General features: G+C 71.6%; 2 protein-coding genes and 1 pseudogene. All 3 read left to right on the forward strand.

Features of this window, described 5'->3' with window-relative positions; translation table 11 throughout:
- The first annotated feature begins 161 nt into the window (after positions 1–161).
- Positions 162–20,675, forward strand: a complete 20,514-nt coding sequence (locus tag STRVI_RS55645) for a type I polyketide synthase (RefSeq protein ID WP_014058861.1) — start codon at positions 162–164, stop codon at positions 20,673–20,675.
- A gap of 57 nt (positions 20,676–20,732) precedes the next feature.
- A complete protein-coding gene (locus tag STRVI_RS56480) occupies positions 20,733–23,624 on the forward strand; it encodes a type I polyketide synthase (protein ID WP_014058862.1) in 2,892 nt (963 codons plus the stop codon).
- Positions 23,558–23,794: pseudogene (locus STRVI_RS56485) on the forward strand (hypothetical protein); the annotation flags it as partial. The gene STRVI_RS56480 and the pseudogene STRVI_RS56485, both read left to right, overlap by 67 nt.
- Positions 23,795–23,802: the final 8 nt, after the last annotated feature.

Here is a 23,802-nt window from a genome sequence, read left to right on the forward strand (position 1 = left end):
AACAGCAGCGAGCTTCCTCAAGCTCGTTCGAGCTTTCTCTCCCGGGCCTTCTTTCCCCTGGGCCGCGCAACCGGAGCGCGGCTGTCCCGCGCAAGGGGCGATCCCGCGCGGGTCGGTCGCTCCTCCCGCGCGCCCTGCTTCGAACCGAGAGGTGTGGCGGCATGCTACGGACTGACCTGATCCGGCCGGTGCCCGAACTGCTCCGGGCCAACGCGGATCGCTTCGGTGACAAGCCGGCCTGTTCCGACGGACACCGCACGGTCAGCCATGCCGAACTCGAACGCCGTACCCGGCGGCTGGCCGGTCATCTCGCCGGGCTGCGGCTGCATCCCGGCGACCGCGCCATGATCTGCCTGGGCAACCGCGTCGAGATGGTGGAGAGTTACTTCGGCGTCCTGCGGGCGAACGGCGTGGCGGTGCCGGTCAACCCGCGTTCGACCGATGCGGAACTCTCCTATCTGCTCGCCGACAGCGGCGCCCGGCTGGTGCTCACCGATGTCGCCCACGCCGACCAGTTCGACCGGCTGCGGGAACAGTTCCCGGAGCTGAGGGTGGTGGTCAGCGGGGACGGCCCGCTGCCGAAGGGTTTCATCGCGTTCGAGCCGCTGCCGGACACGGAGCCGGAGCTGGCAGCCCGCGACGACCTGGGTCTGGACGAAATCGCCTGGATGCTCTATACCTCGGGCACCACGGGCCTGCCGAAAGGCGTGCTGTCCACACAGCGGAACTGCCTGTGGTCCCTGGCCGCCTGCTACGTACCCGTGACGGGGCTGACGGCCGAGGACCGCGTGCTGTGGCCGCTGCCGCTGTTCCACAGCCTTTCGCACATCGTGTGTCTGCTGGCGGCCACCGCCGTCGGGGCCAGCACCCGGATCGTGGACGGAGTGTCGACGGCCGATGTGCTGGACGCGCTGCGCGAGGAGCGGTCGACCTTCATCGCCGGAGTGCCGACGCTCTACCACCACCTGATCGAGGCGGCCCGCGAACGCGACTTCGCCACGCCCGAGCTGCGGATCGCGCTCGTGGGCGGGGCGGTGGCCACGGCGGACCTGGTCAGGTCGTTCGAGTCCACCTTCGGAGTGCCGCTCGTCGACGCCTACGGCTCCACCGAAACCTGTGGCGCCATCGCGGTGAACTGGCCCACCGGCCCGCGCGTCGAGGGGTCGTGCGGGCTGCCGGTGCCGGGGCTGACGGTGCGGCTGGTCGACCCGGACACCGGTGTCGACGTTCCGGCCGGGCGGGAAGGCGAGTTCTGGGTGTCCGGGCCGAACATCATGGCCGGGTATCACAATCAGCCGGAGGCGACGGGCGCGGCGCTGCGCGACGGGTGGTACCGCACCGGGGACCTCGGCCGCCGCGACGAGGCCGGATTCTGCACGGTAACCGGCCGGATCAAGGAACTCGTCATCCGGGCCGGCGAGAACATCCACCCCGGTGAGGTCGAGGCCGTGCTGCGCACCGTGCCCGGTGTGGCGGACGCGGCCGTAGTGGGCAAGCCGCACGCGGTGCTCGGCGAGGTCCCGGTGGCCTTCGTGGTGCCCGGCCCGGACGGCTTCGACCCGTCGGCGCTGCTGGCCACGTGTCGCGAGCGGCTGTCGTACTTCAAGGTCCCGGAGGAGATCTACGAGATCGCGCGGGTGCCGCGCACCGCCTCGGGGAAGATCACCCGGCACGTACTGCTGGAGCGGCCCGCACGGCTGCGGGCCGCCGGGGCCGGCCAGTACGACTCGCTGCTGCGGCTGGATTGGGTGCCGCAGTCCGCGCTGCCGGACGCCCCGGCCGGGGCCGGTACCTGGGCGCTGGCGGACGCCGACGTGCTCGGGCTCGCGGTGGGGCTGCGGGCGGCCGGAGTGGACGCGCGGGTGGTGGACGAGCCGGTGGCCGACTCCGTGGCCGGTCTTGCGGCAGGCTCCGTGGCCGATCTCGTGGCCGGTCTCGCCGGAGATGACGGTGCGGTCCCGGATGTGGTCGTGGTGGCGCCTACGGTGGCGGGCCTCCCCGATGAAGCGGGGGTCCTCGATGAGGCCGGGGTCACGGCCGGCGAGGGCGCCGACCGGCTGGCGGCCCGCCTTGGCGCCTGCCTGGCCGACGACCGGCTGGCCGGGACGGCGTTCGTGGTGGCCACCACGGGCTCGGTGGCCACCGGCGCCGAGGAGGACGCGCCGGAGCCGCTGTCGGCCGCGCTGTGGGGTGTGGTGCGCTCGCTGCAGGCCGCCTACCCCGGCCGCCTGACGCTGGTGGACGTGGACGGCGCTGGGGACGGGGACGGGGAGGACGGTCGGGAGGCCGCCCTGTTGCGGGCCGTCCAGGGCGGGCACGACCAGGGGGCGATCCGTGGCGGAGTACTGCTGGTCCCGCGCCTGACGCGGATCTCGGTCCCGGCGGAGCCGGAGCCCGCCCCGGCCCTGGACCCGGACGGACTGGTCGTGATCACCGGTGGCGACACCACCCGCGGCACCGCGCTGGCCCGCCATCTTGCGACCGCGTACGGCGCCCGTAACCTGCTGCTGCTCAGCGCGAACGGCCTGCCGGAAGAGGCGGCGGCCGCGTTGCGGGCCGAGTTGGCGCGGGACGGGGCCCAGGTCTCGATGGCCGTATGCGACCCGGCCGACCGGACGGCCCTGCACTCGGTGCTGGACGCACAGGACCGGCCGGTGACCGCTGCCGTACACATCGAGGAGCCGGGCCCGGAACGGTCGCTCGACACGTCGCTGCGCGGCATGACACACCTGGAGGAACGGACGCGGACGGCCGACCCGGCGCTGTTCGTCGTCGTCACCTCCGCCGCCGGGGTGCTGGGCTCGCCGGGCCGCCCGGACCGGGCGGCCGCCGACCAGTTCGGCGAAGCCCTGGTGCGGCGGCGCCGGGCGCTCGGCCTTGGCGGGCTGGCTCTGGCTTGGGGCCCGCTGCCGGGCGAGCATGGTACGGCGCCGGTGGCCGGTGCCGTACCCCTGCCCGAGGCGCTGGCGCTGTTCGACGCGGCGCTGACTGCCGGTCAGGGACCGCTGGTGCTGCTCAAGCCGAGCACCTCGGGGCCGGCGGGTGGCGAGCCGGTGCCCGCGGTGCTGCGTCACCTGGTGGACGCGCCGTCCGGCGTACCGGCGTCGGACGAACCCGCCGCCGCGGAGTTCCGGCGGCGGCTGGCCGCCGAGAGCGAGTCCGGCCGACAGCGCATGGCGCTGGCGCTGGTGCGCGAGCACGCCGCGGCGGCGCTGGGGCTGGCCTCGGCCGACCCGGTCGAGGCCGGTCAGGCGTTCAGCGCGTTCGGCTTCACCTCACTGACCGCGGTCGCGCTGAGGAACCGGCTGAACGCGGCCACCGGGGCACGGCTCGCCGCCACGGTGGTCTTCGACCATCCGACCCCCGCCGGGCTGGCGCGGCATCTGGTGCGGGAGATCACCGGAAGGCGAAGCGTGCAGGCGCCGGTACTGGCGCGCGGGGTGTCCGACGAGCCGGTGGCGATCGTGGCGATGGGCTGCCACCTCCCGGGCGAGGTCGCGACGCCCGAGGACCTGTGGCGGCTGGTGGCCGACGGGCGGGACGCGATCGCCGGGTTCCCGGAAGACCGGGGCTGGGACCTGGCCGGGCTCTTCGACTCCGACCCGGACGCCGTGGGCAAGTCCTATGTGCGCGAGGGCGGTTTCCTCACCGGCGCGGGTGGATTCGACGCCGCCTTCTTCGGCATCTCGCCCCGTGAGGCGCTGGCGATGGACCCGCAGCAGCGGCTGCTGCTGGAGACCGCGTGGGAGACCTTCGAGAACGCCGGAATCGACCCGGGTTCGCTGCACGGCACCGACGTCGGCGTGTTCAGCGGAGTGATGTACCACGATTACGGGGCCGACGCCGGGGCGGCGGCGGAGGGCCTGGAGGGGCATCTCGGCGTGGGCAGCGCGGGGAGCGTCGTCTCCGGGCGCGTGGCCTACGCGCTGGGCCTGACCGGGCCCGCGGTGACCGTGGACACCGCCTGCTCGTCCTCCCTGGTGGCGCTGCACCTGGCGGTTCAGGCGGTGCGCACGGGCGAGTGCTCGTTGGCGCTCGCCGGAGGTGTCGCGGTGATGAGCAGGCCGACGTCGTTCATCGAGTTCTCCCGCCAGCGTGGCCTCGCCCCCGACGGCCGCTGCAAGTCCTTCGCGGAGGGCGCCGACGGCACCAACTGGTCCGAGGGCGTCGGGTTGGTGTTGCTGGAGCGGCTGTCCGATGCCCGCCGCAATGGGCATGAGGTGCTCGCCATCGTCCGTGGCACCGCCGTGAACCAGGACGGCGCCAGCAACGGCCTGACCGCGCCCAACGGCCCCTCCCAGGAACGGGTGATCCGGCAGGCACTGGCGAACGCCGGGCTGACGGTGTCCGATGTGGACGCGGTCGAGGCACACGGCACCGGGACGAGCCTCGGCGACCCGATCGAGGCCCAGGCACTCCTGGCCACCTACGGGCAGGAGCGGTCGTCCGAAAAGCCGCTGTGGCTGGGGTCGTTGAAGTCGAACATCGGGCATGCGCAGGCGGCGGCAGGCGTGGCCGGTGTCATCAAGATGGTGCTGGCCATGCGGCACAACACGCTGCCGAAATCGCTGCACGTGGAGCGGCCCACTACACAGGTGGACTGGTCGCAGGGTGCGGTGTCGCTGCTGTCCGAGGCCCGGCCCTGGCCGGAGACGGGACACCCCCGCCGCGCCGGAATCTCTTCCTTCGGCGTCAGTGGGACGAATGCGCATGTGGTCCTGGAGCAGGCGCCGCCGGACGCGGCTGTGCCCGAAGCAGAGGCAGGCGAGGCGGGCGCTCCTGGGCTCGTGGCCACGGGCGGCGTGGTGCCGTGGGTGCTGTCCGCCAAGACTCCTGCGGCACTGCGCGCTCAGGCGGAACGTCTGGTCAGCCACCTGCAATCGGGGGACGCTCCGCGTGCGGTGGACGTGGGCTGGTCACTGGCCACCACCCGGGCCGCCCTCGATCACCGCGCGGTCATCCTCGCCACCGACACCGAAGACGGCATCGCCACCGCCCAGGCTCTGGCGGAGGGACGTCCTGACCCGCTCCTGGTCACCGGGCAGACCGGGACGGACGGCAAAACCGTCTTCGTCTTCCCCGGCCAGGGAGCCCAGTGGGTAGGCATGGGAGCACAACTCCTCGACACTTCCCCAGTCTTCGCGGCTCGCCTGCGCGAGTGCGCTGATGCCCTGGCCCCGTATACCGACTGGTCGCTGATCGATGTCATCACCGGCGCGCCCGACGCCCCTTCGCTCGACCGCGTCGACGTCGTACAGCCCGCCACCTTCGCCGTCGTCGTCTCCCTCGCCACACTCTGGCAATCCACCGGCATCCACCCCGACGCCGTCATCGGCCACTCCCAAGGCGAAATCGCCGCCGCCTGCGCCGCCGGACACCTCACCCTCACCAACGCCGCCAAAATCGTCGCCCTCCGCAGCCAGACCATCGCCCACCACCTCGCCGGACACGGCGGCATGATGTCCCTCGCCACCCCCGCCGACACCATCGACCTCACCAACTGGCACGGCAAACTCTGGATCGCCGCACACAACAGCCCCAACGCCACCGTCATCGCAGGCGACACCGACGCCCTCCACGAACTCCACACCCACTACACCGACCAAGGCATCAGGACCCGCATCATCCCCGTCGACTACGCCTCCCACACCGGACACGTCGACACCATCAAAGACCAGCTACAACACGCACTCGACGACCTCACCTTCGAGCCCGGCACCACCCCCTGGCTCTCCACCGTCACCGGACAGTGGATCGAACCCGACACCGTCGACAGCGGCTACTGGTACCGCAACCTCCGCCAGACCGTGCAGTTCCACACCACCATCACCACCCTCGCCGACCAGGGCTACCGCACCTTCATAGAAATCAGCCCCCACCCCGTCCTCACCACCGCCATCCAAGAAACCCTCGAAAACACCAACACCCCCAACGCCATCGTCACCGGCACCCTCCGCCGCGACGACGACACCCCCACCCGCTTCCTCACCAACCTCGCCCACCTCACCACCAACGCAACACCAGTCAACTGGACCACCCTCTTCACAGGCACCCACCCCACCCGCATCCCCCTCCCCACCTACCCCTTCCAACACCACCACTACTGGCTCCCCCGCAACACCAACGCAGGCGATGTGAGTGCCGTGGGCCTCCAGGGCACGGGCCACCCGCTGGTCGGGGCCGTGGTGAGCGTGCCGGACACCGGCGGTGTGCTGCTCACCGGGCAGTTGTCGGTGGCCACCCACCCCTGGCTGGCCGACCACGCCGTCTCCGGAACGGTGCTGCTGCCGGGCACCGCGATGGCCGAACTCGCCATCCGCGCCGGAGACGAGACCGATACCCCCACCCTGGAAGAGCTGGTCATCGGCCAGCCGATGACACTGCCCGAAGACGGTGCGCTGCATGTCCAGGTGCTGGTCGGCGGCGAGGAGGACGGGCGCCGAGGGGTGCGCATCTACTCCCGCCCCGACGCGGCCCAGGAACAGGAATGGCTGGAGCACGCCTCGGGCACGCTCGCCACGCAGCCGGACGGTTCGGCCGAGGGCGGCATGGAAGACGGCCTTGCCGAATGGCCGCCGCCCGGTGCCGAACCGATCGCTCTGGATGACTTCTATGACGAGCTCGCCCAGGCCGGGTACGAGTACGGCCCCGCGTTCCGCGGACTGAAGGCGGTCTGGAAGCGCGATGGCGAGGTGTTCGCGGAGGCCGCGCTGCCGGAGGAGCAGACGGAGGTCGCCGGCCGGTTCGGTATTCACCCGGCGTTGCTGGACGCCGCGTTGCACGCGAGCAACTTCTGTGTGCCCCCGGCCCCGGGCCAGACGCTGCTCCCCTTTGTGTGGAACGACGTACGGCTGCTGGCGGCGGGAGCGACGGCCGTCCGTGTGCGCGCCCGCGCCACCGGCCCGGATTCGTTCGCCATCAGCCTGTACGACAGCACCGGCTCCCCCGTTGCCTCGGTGGACTCCCTGGTGCTCCGGTCGATCAGTCCCGAACAGCTCGCCGCCGCTTCCGGCAACGCCGATCGGTCCGCTGATGCACTGTTCACGCTGGACTGGACCGAGCACCCCACCGCCCTGGGGACCGAGGTCTCCTGGACCACCCTCGGCGACACCCACGCCGACGCCCCCACCCACGCCGACGCCCCCACCGACGTGGACGCCCACGTGGACGCGCTCATCGCGGAAGAGGACCGCCCCGGGGCCGTGGTCGCCGACACCGCGGCCTGGGCCGCCGGGGACACCGAACTGCCCGCGCGAGCCCGGGACCTGGCCACCCGCGCGCTGGACCTGGTGCAGCGGTGGGTCGCCCGGCCCGAACTCGCCGACGTCCGGCTGGTGTTGCTCACCCGTGGGGCGGTGTCCGTGCACGACACCGCCGAGGTCACCGATCCGGCCGCCGCCGCGATCTGGGGCCTGGTCCGCTCCGCCCAGTCCGAACACCCCGGCCGGATCGCCCTGGTGGACACCGACCACGTGTCGCGAGAGGCGCTGCCCGAGGCGGTGGCGTCCGGCGAACCGCAGGTGGCGCTGCGCCGTGGGCTGCTGTGGGTGCCGCGTCTGGTGCGGTCGCCGCAGGGTCTCGCCGTACCCGCGCACGAGCACTGGTACCTCGACGTCTCGGAGAAGGGCAGCCTGGAGAACCTGGTGCTGCGGCCGGATCCGGAGGCCACCGCGCCGCTGGCCACCGGTCAGGTCCGGATCGAGGTCCGCGCCGCCGGTCAGAACTTCCGGGACGTGCTCGTCGCGCTCGGCGGCGTGGCGGGTCAGGAGGGTCTTGGCGGCGAGGGTGCCGGTGTGGTGACCGAAGTCGGGCCCGGGGTCGAGGGGCTGGCCGTGGGTGACCGGGTGATGGGCCTGTTCCCGCGCTCGTTCGGGCCGCTGGCCACCGCGGATGCGCGCACGGTCGCGCCGATCCCCGAGGGGTGGTCGTACGCCACGGCCGCCGGGGTGCCGGTGGCCTATCTGACGGCGCTGTACGGGCTGCGGGACCTGGGCGCCGTACAGCCGGGTGAGACGGTGTTGGTGCACGCCGCCGCGGGTGGTGTGGGCATGGCCGCCGTCCAGTTGGCGCAGCACTTCGGCGCCACCGTGTATGCCACCGCCCACCCGTCGAAGCACCATGTGCTGACCGCGTTGGGGGTGCCGGAGGGGCATCTGGCGTCCAGCCGCGACCTCGGTTTCGCCTCGGCGTTTCCCGCGCTGGACGTGGTGCTGAACTCCCTCACCGGCGAGTATGTGGACGCCTCGCTGGGGCTGCTCGGCACGGGTGGCCGGTTCGTGGAGATGGGCAAGAACGACATCCGCGATCCCGCCTCGGTCGCCGCAGCACATCCCGGTGTGGGCTATCAGGCGTTCGACCTGGGAGGTGACGCGGGGCCGGACCGGATCCGGGAGTTGCTCGCGGAGCTGGTGGCACTGTTCGAGGCGGGCCGGATCGAGCCGCTTCCGATACGGCACTGGGACGTCACCCAGGCGCCGACGGCCTTCCGGTGGATGAGCCAGGGGCGGCACACCGGCAAGATCGTGCTCACCCTCCCCCGTGTCCTGAGCCCGGACGGCACCGTCCTGGTCACCGGTGGCACGGGCACCCTCGGCGCCACCATCGCCCGCCACCTCGTCACCCACCACGGCGCACGCCGCCTGCTCCTCATCAGCCGCCAGGGTCCCGAGGCCCCCGGCGCCACCGGTCTCACCACCGAACTCACCGAACTCGGCGCACATGTCCGCATCACCGCCTGCGACACCGCCGACCGCGACCAACTCGCCACCACCCTCGCCGACATCCCGGCCGACCACCCCCTCACCGCCGTCGTCCACACCGCCGGAGCCCTGGACGACGGTGTCCTGACCGCGCTCACTCCGGACCGACTCGTCACCGTCTTCCGCCCCAAGGTCGACGCCGTCACCCACCTCCACGACCTCACCCGCGACCACGACCTGGCGGCGTTCGTCATCTACTCGTCCGCCGCCGGAACGCTCGGCAACGCGGGCCAGGCCAACTACGCCGCCGCCAACGCCTTCCTCGACGCCTTCGCCCAGTGGCGGCACGCCCGCCACCGGCCCGCCACCTCGCTGGCGTGGGGGCTGTGGAGCGACACCAGCACGCTCACCGCGACGATGGACGCCACCGACGTACGCCGCACACGGCGGGCGGGGGTGCTGGGCATGGACAACGCCGAGGCGCTGCGGGTGTTCGACACCGGCCTGCGGTCCGGGCGGCCCGCGCTGATGGCCGCGAAGATCGACCTCACCGCCCTGCGCGCACCGGACGCCGAGTTGTCGCCGCTGCTGCGCGGTCTTGCCCGTCCGGCGCGCCGCACCGCGCGCACCGCGGCCCCGGCGGCCGGTGGTCTGTCGGGGCAGTTGGCCGGGCTGTCCGCCGCCGGGCAGCAGGAGTTCCTGCTCAACCTGGTGCGGGCGGAGGCCGCGGTGGTCCTCGGCCACACCGGTCCTGAGGCGATCGAGCCGACCGTGGCGTTCAAGGAGATGGGTTTCGACTCGCTGACGGCGGTCGAACTGCGCAACCGGCTGAATGCGGCGACCGGGCTGCGGCTCCCCGCCACGTTGCTCTTCGACCACCCGACTCCGGCTCTTCTCGCCGAGCTGTTCCACACCGAGCTGGGCGGTGGCCCGGCGCCCGCCGCGGCGGCCCCGGTGACCGTGCGCGCCGCGGCTGACGAGCCGATCGCCGTGGTGGCGATGAGCTGCCGTCTACCGGGCGGGGTGACCGACCCGGACGGGCTGTGGAACCTGCTGCTCGGAGAGCGCGACGGCATCACCGACTTTCCCCGCGACCGGGGCTGGGATCTGGAGGCGCTGTTCGACGCCGACCCGGACCGGAGTGGCACCTCCTATGTGCTGCGCGGCGGATTCCTCGAGGACGCGGCCGGTTTCGACGCGGACTTCTTCGGCATCTCGCCACGTGAGGCGCTGGCGATGGACCCGCAGCAACGGCTGTTCCTGGAAGCCTGCTGGGAGGTGTTCGAGCGGGCGGGCATGGACCCGACGACGGTGGGAGGCGGCGACATCGGCGTGTTCGCCGGCGTCATCAACCAGGACTACGGCGTGCGGAGCGGGCCCGCTCCCGAGGACCTCGAGGGCTATATGCTCACCGGCTCGGCGACGAGTGTCGCCTCCGGGCGGGTGGCCTATGTGCTGGGTCTGGAGGGCCCGGCGGTCACGGTGGACACGGCGTGCTCCTCCTCACTGGTGGCCATGCACTGGGCCGTACAGGCGCTGCGACAGGGCGAGTGCTCGATGGCGCTGGCCGGGGGCGCCACGGTGATGGGGCGGCCGTCGGCGTTCGTGGAGTTCTCGCGCCAGCGCGGCCTGGCGCCGGACGGCCTGTGCAAGGCGTTCGGCGCGGGTGCGGACGGCACCACCTTCAGCGAGGGCGTCGGGGTGCTGCTGCTGGAACGGCTCTCGGACGCCCGCCGCAACGGCCACGAGGTGCTGGCCGTGATCCGCGGTACGGCGGTCAACCAGGACGGCGCCAGCAACGGCCTCACCGCCCCCAACGGCCCCTCCCAGCAGCGCGTGATCCGGCAGGCACTGGCGAACGCCGGGCTGTCGGCCACCGACATCGACGCCGTCGAAGCCCACGGCACCGGCACCGCCCTCGGCGACCCCATCGAAGCCCAGGCCCTCCTGGCCACCTACGGCCAGGACCGGCCGGGGGACGAGCCCGTATGGCTCGGCTCGCTGAAGTCGAACACCGGGCACACGCTGGCCGCGGCAGGCGTGTCCAGCGTCATCAAGATGGTGCTGGCGATGCGCAACGGCACGCTTCCGCGCTCCCTGTACGCCGACGAGCCCACGCCGGAAGTGGATTGGTCCCAGGGCGCGGTGTCCCTGCTCACCGAGGCGCGGCCCTGGCCGGAGACCAGCCGCCCACGGCGCGCCGGGATCTCCTCCTTCGGTATCAGCGGCACCAACGCCCACCTCATCCTGGAGCAGGCACCTCAGCCCGAGACCGCGCCCGAGCCCGAGCCCGAAGCCGCGCCGAAGGCGGACGACGGCATGGCCACCCCAGGGCTCGTGGCGACCGGCGGGAGCGTGCCCTGGGTGCTGTCCGCCAAGAGCGCCACAGCCCTACGGGCTCAGGCTCAACGGCTCCTGGACCACCTGGAATCCGGGGTGAACGATCGCCCCCTCGACATCGGCTGGTCCCTGGCCACCACCCGCACTCTCCACGACCACCGCGCCGTCATCCTCACCGACACCGAGGGCGGTGACGCCACAGCCGCCCTCACCGCCCTCGCCACCGGACAGCCACACCCCCGCCTCACCACCGGTCACGCCACCACCCATGGCAAGACGGTCTTCGTCTTCCCCGGCCAGGGCGCCCAATGGACAGGCATGGGAGCCCAACTCCTCGACACCAGCCCCGTCTTCGCCACCCGCCTCCACGAATGCGCCGACGCCCTGGCCCCCTACACCGACTGGTCACTGATCGACGTCATCACCGGCGCACCCCACGCACCCAGCCTCGACCGCGTCGACGTCCTGCAGCCCACCACCTTCGCCATCATGATCTCCCTCGCCGCCCTCTGGCAGGCCAACGGCATCCACCCCGACGCCGTCATCGGCCACTCCCAAGGCGAAATCGCCGCCGCCCACATCGCCGGACACCTCACCCTCACCAACGCCGCCAAAATCGTCACCCTCCGCAGCCAGACCATCGCCCACCACCTCACCGGACACGGCGCCATGATGTCCGTCCTCGCCCCCCACACCTGGGTCCAAAAAGCACTCGCCCCCTGGCACGGACACCTATGGATCGCAGCCGTCAACGGCCCCGCCTCCGTATCCGTATCCGGAGACCCCGACGCCCTCGCCGAATTCGGCATCACCCTCTCCAAAGCCAAGGTCCACCGCTGGCAGTTGCCCGGCGTCGACTTCGCCGGACACTCCGGACACGTCAACACCATCAAAGACCAACTACACCAGGTGCTCGACGGCGTCACCGCCTCCCTGGGCCACATCGCCTGGATGTCCACCGTCGACGCCGACTGGGCCGACCCCACACACATCGACCCCCACTACTGGTACCGCAACCTCCGCGACACCGTCCGCTTCGAAGAAGCCACCCGAGCCCTCCTCACCCACGGCCACCGCACCTTCATCGAAGTCAGCACCCACCCCATCCTGACCACCGCCATCCAGGACACCACCGAGACCATCCCCGACACACCCACCATCATCACCGGCACCCTCCGCCGCGACGACGGCGGCCCCGACCGCGTCCTCACGAGCCTCGCGGAGCTCTCCACCGCCGGAATTCCGGTCCACTGGCCCACCGCGTACGCCGGAACCACACCCTCCCAAGTCCCCCTGCCCACGTACCCCTTCCAGCACCAGCACTACTGGCTGGCCGCCACCGGCCACCACGCGGATGTCGGCTCCGTGGGACTGCGCGACGCGGCGCACCCGCTGCTGGGGGCCGTGGTCAGCGTGCCGGACACCGGAGGGGTGCTGCTCACCGGGCGGCTGGCACCGTCGGCGCAGTCCTGGCTGGCCGACCACATGCTGTCCGGCGTGGCCCTGGTGCCGGGTACGGCGATCGTGGAACTGGCCGTACGGGCCGGGGACGAGACCGGTACCCCGGTGCTGGAGGAGCTGGTCCTCGGCCAGCCGATGCTTCTCCCCGAGGACGGCTCGCTTCAGGTGCAGGTCCTGGTCGGCGCGGCCGAGGACGATGAGCGCCGTGCGGTGCGGGTCTACTCCCGCGGCGACGAGTCCGAGCCCTGGGCCGAGCACGCCTCCGGCATCCTGTCCGCGCAAGCAGTCGCTCCTGTGGAGGTGGAGCGGCAGTGGCCGCCTGCCGGGGCGGAGCCCGTTGTCCTGGAGGGCTTCTACGACCGCCTGGCCCAGGCAGGCTACGAGTACGGTCCGGTGTTCCGCGGGCTCACCGCAGCGTGGACGCGCGACGGTGATGTGTTCGCCGAGATCACCCTCGGCGAGGAGCAGCACGACCTCGCGGGCCGCTTCGGCATCCATCCGGCGTTGCTGGACGCGGCGCTGCACGCGAGCAACTTCTGCCCGGACAACGCGCCCGGCGGCGGGACGTATCTGCCGTTCTCCTGGAACGGCGTGCAGTTGCACGCCGACGGCGCCACCGCCCTGCGGGTGCGGGTCACCTCCACCGGGCCGGACAATCTGTCCCTGCACGCGACCGATCCGCACGGGGTGCCCGTGGTGACCGTCGGGTCGCTGGTGCTCAGGGAGACCAACGCGGAGCAGCTCCGCACCACATCGGCCTCGTCCACCGCGGACTCCCAGTTCACCGTGGAGTGGACCGAACATCCCCTGGCCCGGCACGAGGTGGCGTGGGCGGCGCTGGACGCCGTGCACGACGACGATACGTGGCCGCCGGTGGTCGTCGCCGACACCCAGACATACGCCGCGGAGAACGGCGGACTGCCGGAGCGCGCCCGTGCGCTGACCGGCCGGGCACTGGCCGCGATACAGCGTCTGATCAGCGACGACGGACTTGCCGACAGCCGCCTGGTGCTGCTCACCCGGGGTGGCATGGCGGTGCATGACGACACCGAGGTCACCGACCCGGCCGCCGCCGCGGTGTGGGGCCTGGTGCGCGCCGCGCAGGCCGAGCACCCGGGCCGGGTGTGCGTGATCGACACCGACGACCGGTCGGCCGAGGCCCTGCCCGCCGCGCTGGCCACGGAGGACCCCCAACTCGCGCTGCGTGGCGGAACAGCGTGGGTGCCCCGCCTGGTGCGAGCGCGCCCGGGGCTGGCGGTCCCGGCGGCCCCGGCATGGCATCTGGACGTCACCGAACACGGCACGCTGGAGAACCTCGCCCTGGTGTCGCGCCCTCGGGCGGAGGCGCCACTGGAGGCGGGCCAGGTGCGGATCGCGGTGCGCGCCGCCGGCCAGAACTTCCGCGATGTGCTGATCGCCCTCGGCATGTACGAGGCGGAGATCGGCACCGAGGGTGCGGGCGTGGTGACCGAGGTCGGCCCAGGTGTCGCGGATCTGGCCGTGGGCGACCGCGTGATGGGCATGTTGCCCGGTTCGTTCGGGCCGCTGGTGGTGGCGGACCGGCGGACGGTGGTGCGGATACCGCGCGGCTGGTCGTTCACGGCGGCTGCCGGGGTGCCGGTGGCCTATCTGACCGCGCTGTACGCGTTGCGGGACCTGGGCGACGTCCAGCCGGGTGAGACGGTGCTGGTGCACGCCGCCGCCGGTGGTGTCGGCATGGCCGCCGTACACCTCGCCCACCACTTCGGCGCCACCGTCCTCGCCACCGCCCACCCGGCCAAACACCACAGCCTGGAACAGCTCGGGGTGCCCACGGAACGACGCGCCTCCAGCCGCGACATCGCCTACGCCCGCACCTTCCCGACCGCCGACATCGTCCTCAACTCCCTCACGGGCGAACACATCGACGCTTCCCTCAGGCTGCTGGCCCCCGGCGGCCGGTTCATCGAGATGGGACGCACCGACATTCGGGACGTGAACGAGGTGCGCGCGTCCCATCCGGACCGGACGTATCGCGCGTTCGACCTGGGCGCGGACGCGGGGCCGGATCGCATTCAGGAGCTGCTGGTCGAGCTGGTGGACCTGTTCGAGCAGGGTCTGATCCCTCCGCTGCCCACCCGGCCGTGGGAGATCACCCGCGCCCCCGACGCGTTCCGCTGGATGAGCCAGGGCCGCCACACCGGCAAGATCGTGCTCACCCTCCCCCGCACCCCCGACCCCGAGGGCACCGTGCTGATCACCGGTGGCACCGGCACCCTCGGCACCGCCATCACCCGCCACCTCGTCACCCACCACGGCGTACGCAACCTGGTCCTCGCCAGCCGCCAGGGGCCGAACGCCCCCGGTGCGGCCGACCTCCACGACGAACTGACCGCCCTGGGCGCGCAGGTACGGATCACCGCCTGCGATATCGCCGACCGCGGCCAACTCGCCGCGCTCCTCGCCGACATCCCGTCCGACCACCCCCTCACCGGCATCGTGCACACCGCCGGCGCCCTCGCCGACGGCACCCTCACCACACTCGACCCCGACCGCATCGACACCGTCTTCCGCCCCAAGGCGGACGCGGTCACCCACCTGCACGACCTCACCCGCGACCAGGACCTGGCCCTCTTCGCCGTGTACTCCTCCGCCGCCGGAATCCTCGGGAACGCGGGCCAGGCCAACTACGCCGCCGCCAACACCTTCCTCGACGCCTTCGTACAGCAGCGGCGCGCGGCGGGGCTGGCCGGGCTGTCACTGGCCTGGGGCCTGTGGGCGGAGACCAGCGACCTGTCGGCCGCGCTGATCACGGCCAACCGGGATCGCACCCAACACGGTGTCGTCCGCCCGATGAGCACCGAGCACGCCCTGAGCCTCTTCGACAGCGCCCTCGGCCTGGGGCTGTCCCTGGTGGTACCGGCGAAGCTGGACCCGGGCGCGCACGAGTCCGCCGCGGGAGCTGTGTCGCCGCTGCTCACCGGCCTCGTCCGGCCGGCCCGGCGCACCCTGCGGGCCACGGCGGGCCAATCCGGCGAAGGCGGTCTCACGGCCCGGGTGGCGGCGCTGTCCGAGGCCGACCGGCACCGGCTGCTGCTGGACCTGGTACGGGACCATACGGCGACCGTGCTCGGGCACGCCGGGAAGGACGCCGTGGACGCCAGGCGCGCGTTCAGCGAGATCGGGGTCGACTCGCTCATCGCGGTGGAACTGCGCAACCGGCTCGCCGGCGCGACCGGACTGCGCCTGCCCGCGACGGTCGTGTTCGACTACGCGACACCGGAGGCGATGGCCGGGCATCTGCGGACCGTGGTGGCCGGAGACACGGCCGCCGCTGCCTCCCCCTCGACGTCGCCGGTGGCGCCCGCTTCGGCGGTGGCCCCGGCGGACGACCCGGTGGCCATCGTGTCGATGAACTGCCGGCTGCCCGGCAAGGTCACCGGCCCCGGGGAGCTGTGGGATCTGGTGTCCCAGGGCCGGGACGCGATCGGCCCGTTCCCCACGGACCGCGGCTGGGACGTGGAGACGCTGTTCGACCTCGATCCGGACGCGGTGGGCAAGTCCTACGTCCGCGAGGGCGGTTTCCTCACCGGCGCCGGTGACTTCGACGCCGAGTTCTTCGGCATCTCGCCGCGCGAGGCGCTGGCGATGGATCCGCAGCAGCGACTGCTCGCCGAGACCTCATGGGAGCTGTTCGAGCAGGCGGGCATCGACCCGATGTCCGTGCGCGGACAGGCCATCGGGGTGTTCGCCGGGGTCATCGACCAGGGGTACATCGCCCACTCCGAGGCACCTCCGCCGGAGTTGGAGGGGTACCTGATGACCGGCAGCACCACGAGTGTGGCCTCCGGTCGAGTGGCCTACCTGCTGGGCCTCGAAGGTCCCGCGGTGACGGTGGACACGGCGTGCTCGTCGTCGCTGGTGGCGCTGCATCTGGCCGTACAGGCGCTGCGGGCGGGCGAGTGCTCGATGGCCATCACCGGTGGTGTGACGGTGATCGCCAAGCCCGGCGGTTTCATCAGCTTCTCCCGCCAGCGCGGGCTCGCGCCCGATGGCCGCAGCAAGTCCTTCAGCGAGGGCGCCGACGGCACCACCTTCAGCGAGGGCATCGGTCTGGTGTTGCTGGAACGGCTCTCCGACGCCCGCCGCAACGGCCACGAGGTACTGGCCGTGATCCGTGGCACGGCGGTGAACCAGGACGGGGCGAGCAACGGCCTCACCGCGCCGAACGGGCCGTCTCAGCAGCGGGTGATACGGCAGGCGCTGGTGAACGCCGGGCTGACGGCGGCCGATGTGGACGCGGTCGAGGCACACGGCACCGGCACCGCCCTCGGCGACCCCATCGAGGCCCAGGCGCTCCTGGCCACGTACGGTCAGGACCGGCCGGGGGACGAGCCGCTGTGGCTCGGTTCGCTGAAGTCCAACCTCGGTCACACCCAGGCCGCGGCGGGCATCGCGGGCCTCATCAAGATGGTGCTGGCGATGCGGCATGGCACGCTTCCGCGGTCCCTGCACGCCGGCGAACCCACCACCAAGGTCGACTGGACGTCGGGCGCGGTGTCCCTGCTGTCCGAGGCCCGGCCCTGGCCGGAGACGGGACACCCCCGCCGCGCCGGAATCTCCTCCTTCGGCATCAGCGGGACGAACGCACACGTGATCCTGGAGCAGGGGCCGGAGGTGGCTGTGCCCGCAACGGAGGCGGGCGGCGCGGGTGCTCCTGGGTTGGTGGCCACGGGCGGCGTGGTGCCGTGGGTGCTGTCCGCCAAGAGCCCTGCGGCACTGCGCGCTCAAGCCGAGCGTCTGGTCAGCCACCTGGAATCCGGGGACGCTCCGCGTGCGGTGGACGTGGGCTGGACGCTGGCCACCACCCGGGCCGCCCTCGATCACCGCGCGGTCATCCTCGCCACCGACACCGAAGACGGCATCGCCACCGCCCGCGCCCTGGCAGCGGGACGACCTGACCCGCTCCTGGTCACCGGGCAGACCGGGACGGACGGCAAAACCGTCTTCGTCTTCCCCGGCCAGGGAGCCCAGTGGGTAGGCATGGGAGCACAACTCCTCAACACTTCCCCAGTCTTCGCGGCTCGCCTGCGCGAGTGCGCTGATGCCCTGGCCCCGTATACCGACTGGTCGCTGATCGATGTCATCACCGGTGCGCCCGACGCCCCTTCGCTCGACCGCGTCGACGTCGTACAGCCCGCCACCTTCGCCGTCGTCGTCTCCCTCGCCACACTCTGGCAATCCACCGGCATCCACCCCGACGCCGTCATCGGCCACTCCCAAGGCGAAATCGCCGCCGCCTGCGCCGCCGGACACCTCACCCTCACCAACGCCGCCAAAATCGTCGCCCTCCGCAGCCAGACCATCGCCCACCACCTCGCCGGACACGGCGGCATGATGTCCGTCCTCACCTCGCGGGAACAGGTCGAGGAAGCCCTCACCCCGTGGCAGGGCAAACTCTGGATCGCCGCACACAACAGCCCCAACGCCACCGTCATCGCAGGCGACACCGACGCCCTCCACGAACTCCACACCCACTACACCGACCAAGGCATCAGAGCCCGCATCATCCCCGTCGACTACGCCTCCCACACCGGACACGTCGACACCATCAAGAACGAACTCCACCAGACCCTGGCCGACATCACGACCGAGCCCGGCACCATCCCCTGGCTCTCCACAGTCGACGGGAAGTGGATCGAACCCAACACGATCGACAGCGGCTACTGGTACCGCAACCTCCGCCAGACCGTGCAGTTCCACACCACCATCACCACCCTCGCCGACCAGGGCTACCGCACCTACATCGAAATCAGCCCCCACCCCGTCCTCACCACCGCCATCCAAGAAACCCTCGAAAACACCAACACCCCCAACACCACCATCACCGGCACCCTCCGCCGCGACGACGACACCCCCACCCGCTTCCTCACCAACCTCGCCCACCTCACCACCAACGCAACACCAGTCAACTGGACCACCCTCTTCACAGGCACCCACCCCACCCGCATCCCCCTCCCCACCTACGCCTTCCAACACCACCACTACTGGCTCACACCCTCCGAGGTGCCGGAGGCGGTGGCCGACGGCGTGTTCTGGGATGCCGTGGAGCGGGGTGACCTGTCCTCCCTGGCCGATTCACTCGGCGTCGAGGAGAAGGCGCTGGAGCCCGTGCTGCCGGGGTTGACCTCGTGGCGGCGCCGCAACCAGGACCAGTCCACCGTGGACACCTGGTCGTATCGCATCGCCTGGGATCCGGTGGCGACCGGCGAGCCGCCCGTACTGCCAGGAGCCTGGCTGGTGGCCGTGGCCTCACCGCAGGCGAGCGACGCCGCAGTGACGGACGTGGTCGCCGCACTGGCCGAGCACGGCGCCGATCCCGTGGTGGTCGAGGTGGCCACGGTGGAACAGGCGGAGGTGACCGCGCGCCTGCGGGAGCGGATCTCCAGTTCCGATGACGAGTACGCCGGAGTGGTGTCCCTGCTGGCGTGGGATGAGCGGAGCTACGAACCCGGCACCTTCTCCCGGGGCGTGGCGGCCACGGTGGCGCTGATGCAGGCCGTGGAGGAGATCGGGCTCGCCGCTCCCCTGTGGTGCCTGACGCGTGGCGCGGTCGCCGTGCGTGAACCCTCCGAGGTGACCAGCGAGTTCCAGCCGCTGGCCTGGGGAATGGGCGTGGTGCAGGGGCTGGATCAGCCGTCCACCTGGGGCGGGATCGTGGATCTGCCGCAGACGCCGGACGAGACGACCCTTGCCCGGTTGTGCTCGGTGCTTGCCGGAGTGGACGGAGAGGATCAGGTCGCGGTGCGCGCGTCGGGGGTGTTCGCCCGGCGGATGCGGCGCGAATCGGTGACGTCCGCACCGGTGTGGCAGCCACGGGACACGGTGCTGATCACCGGCGGCACCGGCGGGCTCGGTTCGTACGTAGGCCGTTGGGCCGCGGGCCACGGCGCCCGGCATGTGGTGCTGCTCAGCCGGCAGGGTGCGCAGGCGCCGGGCGCGGCGGAGCTGGAGGCCGAGCTGACAGCACTGGGCGCGGACGTGACCATCGCGGCGTGTGATGTGACCGACCGGGACCAGCTCACCGCCGTGCTGGCGGAGATCCCTGATGACGCGCCGCTGTCGGCCGTGGTCCACGCCGCGGGGCTGGCGCTGCCGGAGAAGCCGCTGTCGAAGATGACGCTCGCCGAGTTCGCCGACATCGGCCGGGCGAAGATCGCCGGTGCACGGCACCTCGACGACCTGTTGGGGGAACGGGAGTTGGACGCCTTCGTCCTGTTCTCGTCCGGAGCGGCGGCCTGGGGCAGCGGCGGCCAGAGCGCCTACGCCGCCGGCAACGCCTACCTCGACGGGCTGGCGCAGCGCCGCCGTGCACGGGGGCTGGCGGCCACGTCGGTGGCGTGGGGCGCCTGGGGCGGTGGCCTTGGCACGATCGACGAGATGATGGGCGCGCAGTGGCGCCGTACGGGTCTGATGACCATGGCCCCGCGGTTGGCGGCGCTGGCGATGGCACACACTGTGGGCAGTGGCACCGTCCACGGTGTGGTGGCCGACATCGACTGGGAACGGTTCGCTCCCGGTTACACCATGGCCCGGTTCCGGCCCCTGCTGCGGGGACTGCCCGATGTCATCGACCTGCTGGCCGAGGACACACACGAGGACGGCGCGGGACAGACGGAGCTGATCGCGCGGCTGGCGGGGCTGAGCCCCGAGGATCAGGAGCGGCTGCTCACCGAGCTGGTGCAGGCCGAGGCCGCGGCCGTACTCGGACACGTGAGCGCCGACGCCACCGGGGACCGTCCGTTCAGCGAGATCGGATTCGACTCGCTGACGGCGGTGGAGCTGCGCAACCGCCTCAATGCCACCACGGGACTGAGGCTGCCCGCGACGATGGTGTTCGACCACCCACGGCCCAGTGCGCTGGCACGCCGTATCCGCACCGAACTCGGCCAGACCGACACCTCGTCGGTGGACTCGGTGCTGGCCGAGCTGGAGCGGCTGGAAGCACATTTGGCGACGCTGCCGAAGGAGAAGATCGAACGCGCCCGGATCACCTCGCGGCTACAGCGGATGACCACCAAGGTCGCCGAGATCGAGGCCGTCGGCGCGGGCGGCGAAACCGTCACCGAACGACTCGACACGGCGGACGCCGACGACGTGTTCGCCTTCATCGACCAGGAGTTCGGCGTGGACTGATTCCCCGTCTCGTCTCCGCTCACCGATTTCACCCACGAGGCTCTTGGCGAGGTCCAGATGGCGAATGACGAAAAGCTCCTCAACTACCTCAAGCGGGTTACCGCCGATCTGCACCAGACGCGGGAACGGTTGCGCAAGGCCGAGGCGGCGACGGAGGAGCCGATCGCCATCGTCGGCATGGGGTGCCGCTTCCCGGGCGGCGTGACCACCCCGGACGGGCTGTGGGACCTGGTGGCCGACGGCCGGGACGCGATCTCCGGATTTCCGGAGGACCGCGGCTGGAACCTGGAGAACCTCTTCGACGCCGACCCTGACTCCGTCGGCACCTCCTATGTGCGCGAGGGCGGTTTCCTCACCGACGCGGCGAAGTTCGACGCCGAGTTCTTCGGCATCTCCCCGCGTGAGGCGCTGGCCACCGACCCACAACAGCGGCTGCTGCTGGAGACCGCGTGGGAGACCCTCGAGCACGCGGGAATCGACCCGAGTTCGCTGGAGGACAGCGACGTCGGCGTGTTCACCGGCCTGGCCAACGGCGACTACGCGCTGACCGTGGACCGGGTGCCGGAAGGGTTCGAGGGGTATCTGGGCCTTGGTGGCGCGGGCAGCATCGCGTCCGGCCGTATCTCGTACTCGCTCGGTCTGCTCGGCCCGGCGGTCACTCTGGACACCGGGTGCTCCTCGTCCCTCGTGGCGATGCACTTGGCCAGTTACGCCCTCCGGTCCGGGGAGTGCTCCATGGCGGTCGCCGGTGGGGTGATGGTGATGGCCACCCCCGGCGGCTTCGTCGGATTCTCCCGGCAACGGGGGCTGGCGCGCGACGGGCGCTGCAAGTCCTTCGGTGAGGGCGCGGACGGCACCAACTGGTCCGAGGGCGTCGGCCTTGTGCTGCTGGAGCGGCTGTCCGACGCCCGCCGCAATGGGCATGAGGTGCTTGCCGTCGTCCGTGGCACCGCCGTCAACCAGGACGGCGCCTCCAACGGCATCACCGCGCCCAACGGCCCCTCCCAGGAACGGGTGATCCGGCAGGCACTGGCGAACGCCGGGCTGTCGCTGGCCGATGTGGACGCGGTGGAGGCCCACGGCACGGGAACGAGCCTCGGCGACCCCATTGAGGCCCAGGCGCTGCTGGCCACCTACGGTCAGCATCGCCCGGAGGATCAGCCGCTGTGGCTGGGCTCCATCAAGTCCAACATCGGCCATACCCAGGCCGCCGCGGGTGTCGCGGGCGTCATCAAGATGGTCCAGGCCATGCGGCACGGCGTGCTGCCCAAAACGCTCCACGCCGACGAGCCCACCAGCAAGGTCGACTGGACGTCGGGTGCGGTGTCGCTGCTGTCCGAGGCCCGGCCCTGGCCGGAGACGGGACACCCCCGCCGCGCCGGAATCTCCTCCTTCGGCGTCAGTGGGACGAACGCCCACGTGGTCCTGGAGCAAGCACCGCCGGACGCGGCTGTGCCCGAAGCAGAGGCAGGCGAGGCGGGCGCCCCTGGGCTCGTGGCCACGGGCAGCGTGGTGCCGTGGGTGCTGTCCGCCAAGACTCCTGCGGCACTGCGCGCTCAGGCGGAACGTCTGGTCAGCCACCTGCAATCGGGGGACGCTCCGCGTGCGGTGGACGTGGGCTGGACGCTGGCCACCACCCGGGCCGCCCTCGATCACCGCGCGGTCATCCTCGCCACCGACACCGAAGACGGCATCGCCACCGCCCAGGCTCTGGCAGCGGGACGACCTGACCCGCTCCTGGTCACCGGGCAGACCGGGACGGACGGCAAAACCGTCTTCGTCTTCCCCGGCCAGGGAGCCCAGTGGGTAGGCATGGGGGCACGGCTCCTCGACACCTCACCCGTCTTCGCGGCTCGCCTGCGCGAGTGCGCTGATGCCCTGGCTCCGTATACCGACTGGTCGCTGATGGACGTCATCACCGGCGCTCCCGACGCCCCTTCGCTCGACCGCGTCGACGTCGTACAGCCCGCCACCTTCGCCGTCGTCGTCTCCCTCGCCACACTCTGGCAATCCACCGGCATCCACCCCGACGCCGTCATCGGCCACTCCCAAGGCGAAATCGCCGCCGCCTGCGCCGCCGGACACCTCACCCTCACCAACGCCGCCAAAATCGTCGCCCTCCGCAGCCAGACCATCGCCCACCACCTCGCCGGACACGGCGGCATGATGTCCGTCCTCACCTCGCGGGAACAGGTCGAGGAAGCCCTCACCCCGTGGCAGGGCAAACTCTGGATCGCCGCACACAACAGCCCCAACGCCACCGTCATCGCAGGCGACACCGACGCCCTCCACGAACTCCACACCCACTACACCGACCAAGGCATCAGGACCCGCATCATCCCCGTCGACTACGCCTCCCACACCGGACACGTCGACACCATCAAAGACCAGCTACAACACGCACTCGACGACCTCACCTTCGAGCCCGGCACCACCCCCTGGCTCTCCACCGTCACCGGACAGTGGATCGAACCCGACACCGTCGACAGCGGCTACTGGTACCGCAACCTCCGCCAGACCGTGCAGTTCCACACCACCATCACCACCCTCGCCGACCAGGGCTACCGCACCTTCATAGAAATCAGCCCCCACCCGTCCTCACCACCGCCATCCAAGAAACCCTCGAAAACACCAACACCCCCAACGCCATCGTCACCGGCACCCTCCGCCGCGACGACGACACCCCCACCCGCTTCCTCACCAACCTCGCCCACCTCACCACCAACGCAACACCAGTCAACTGGACCACCCTCTTCACAGGCACCCACCCCACCCGCATCCCCCTCCCCACCTACCCCTTCCAACACCACCACTACTGGCTCCCCCGCAACACCAACGCAGGCGACATCGCCTCGGCCGGTCTCCACGACCCCGGGCACCCGCTGCTCACCGCCGCCGTCCACCTCCCCGACACCGGTGGCACGGTTCTCACCGGGCGGCTCTCCCTGACCACCCACCCCTGGCTGGCCGACCACACCGTGTCCGGCGCCGTCCTCCTCCCCGGCGCCGCGATGGCAGAACTCGCCATCCGCGCCGGAGACGAGACCGACACCCCCACCCTGGAAGAGCTGGTCATCGAGCAGCCACTGGCGCTGCCGGACAGTGGCTTCGTGGACATCCGGGTGGT

The organism is Streptomyces violaceusniger Tu 4113, from assembly GCF_000147815.2.
Classification (GTDB): Bacteria; Actinomycetota; Actinomycetes; order Streptomycetales; family Streptomycetaceae; genus Streptomyces; species Streptomyces violaceusniger_A.

Excerpts from the sequence above, each read along its gene's own strand:
- STRVI_RS55645 (WP_014058861.1), top strand. The coding sequence starts at position 162 with ATGCTACGGACTGACCTGATCCGGCCGGTGCCCGAACTGCTCCGGGCC.
- STRVI_RS56480 (WP_014058862.1), top strand. The coding sequence starts at position 20,733 with ATGGCGAATGACGAAAAGCTCCTCAACTACCTCAAGCGGGTTACCGCC.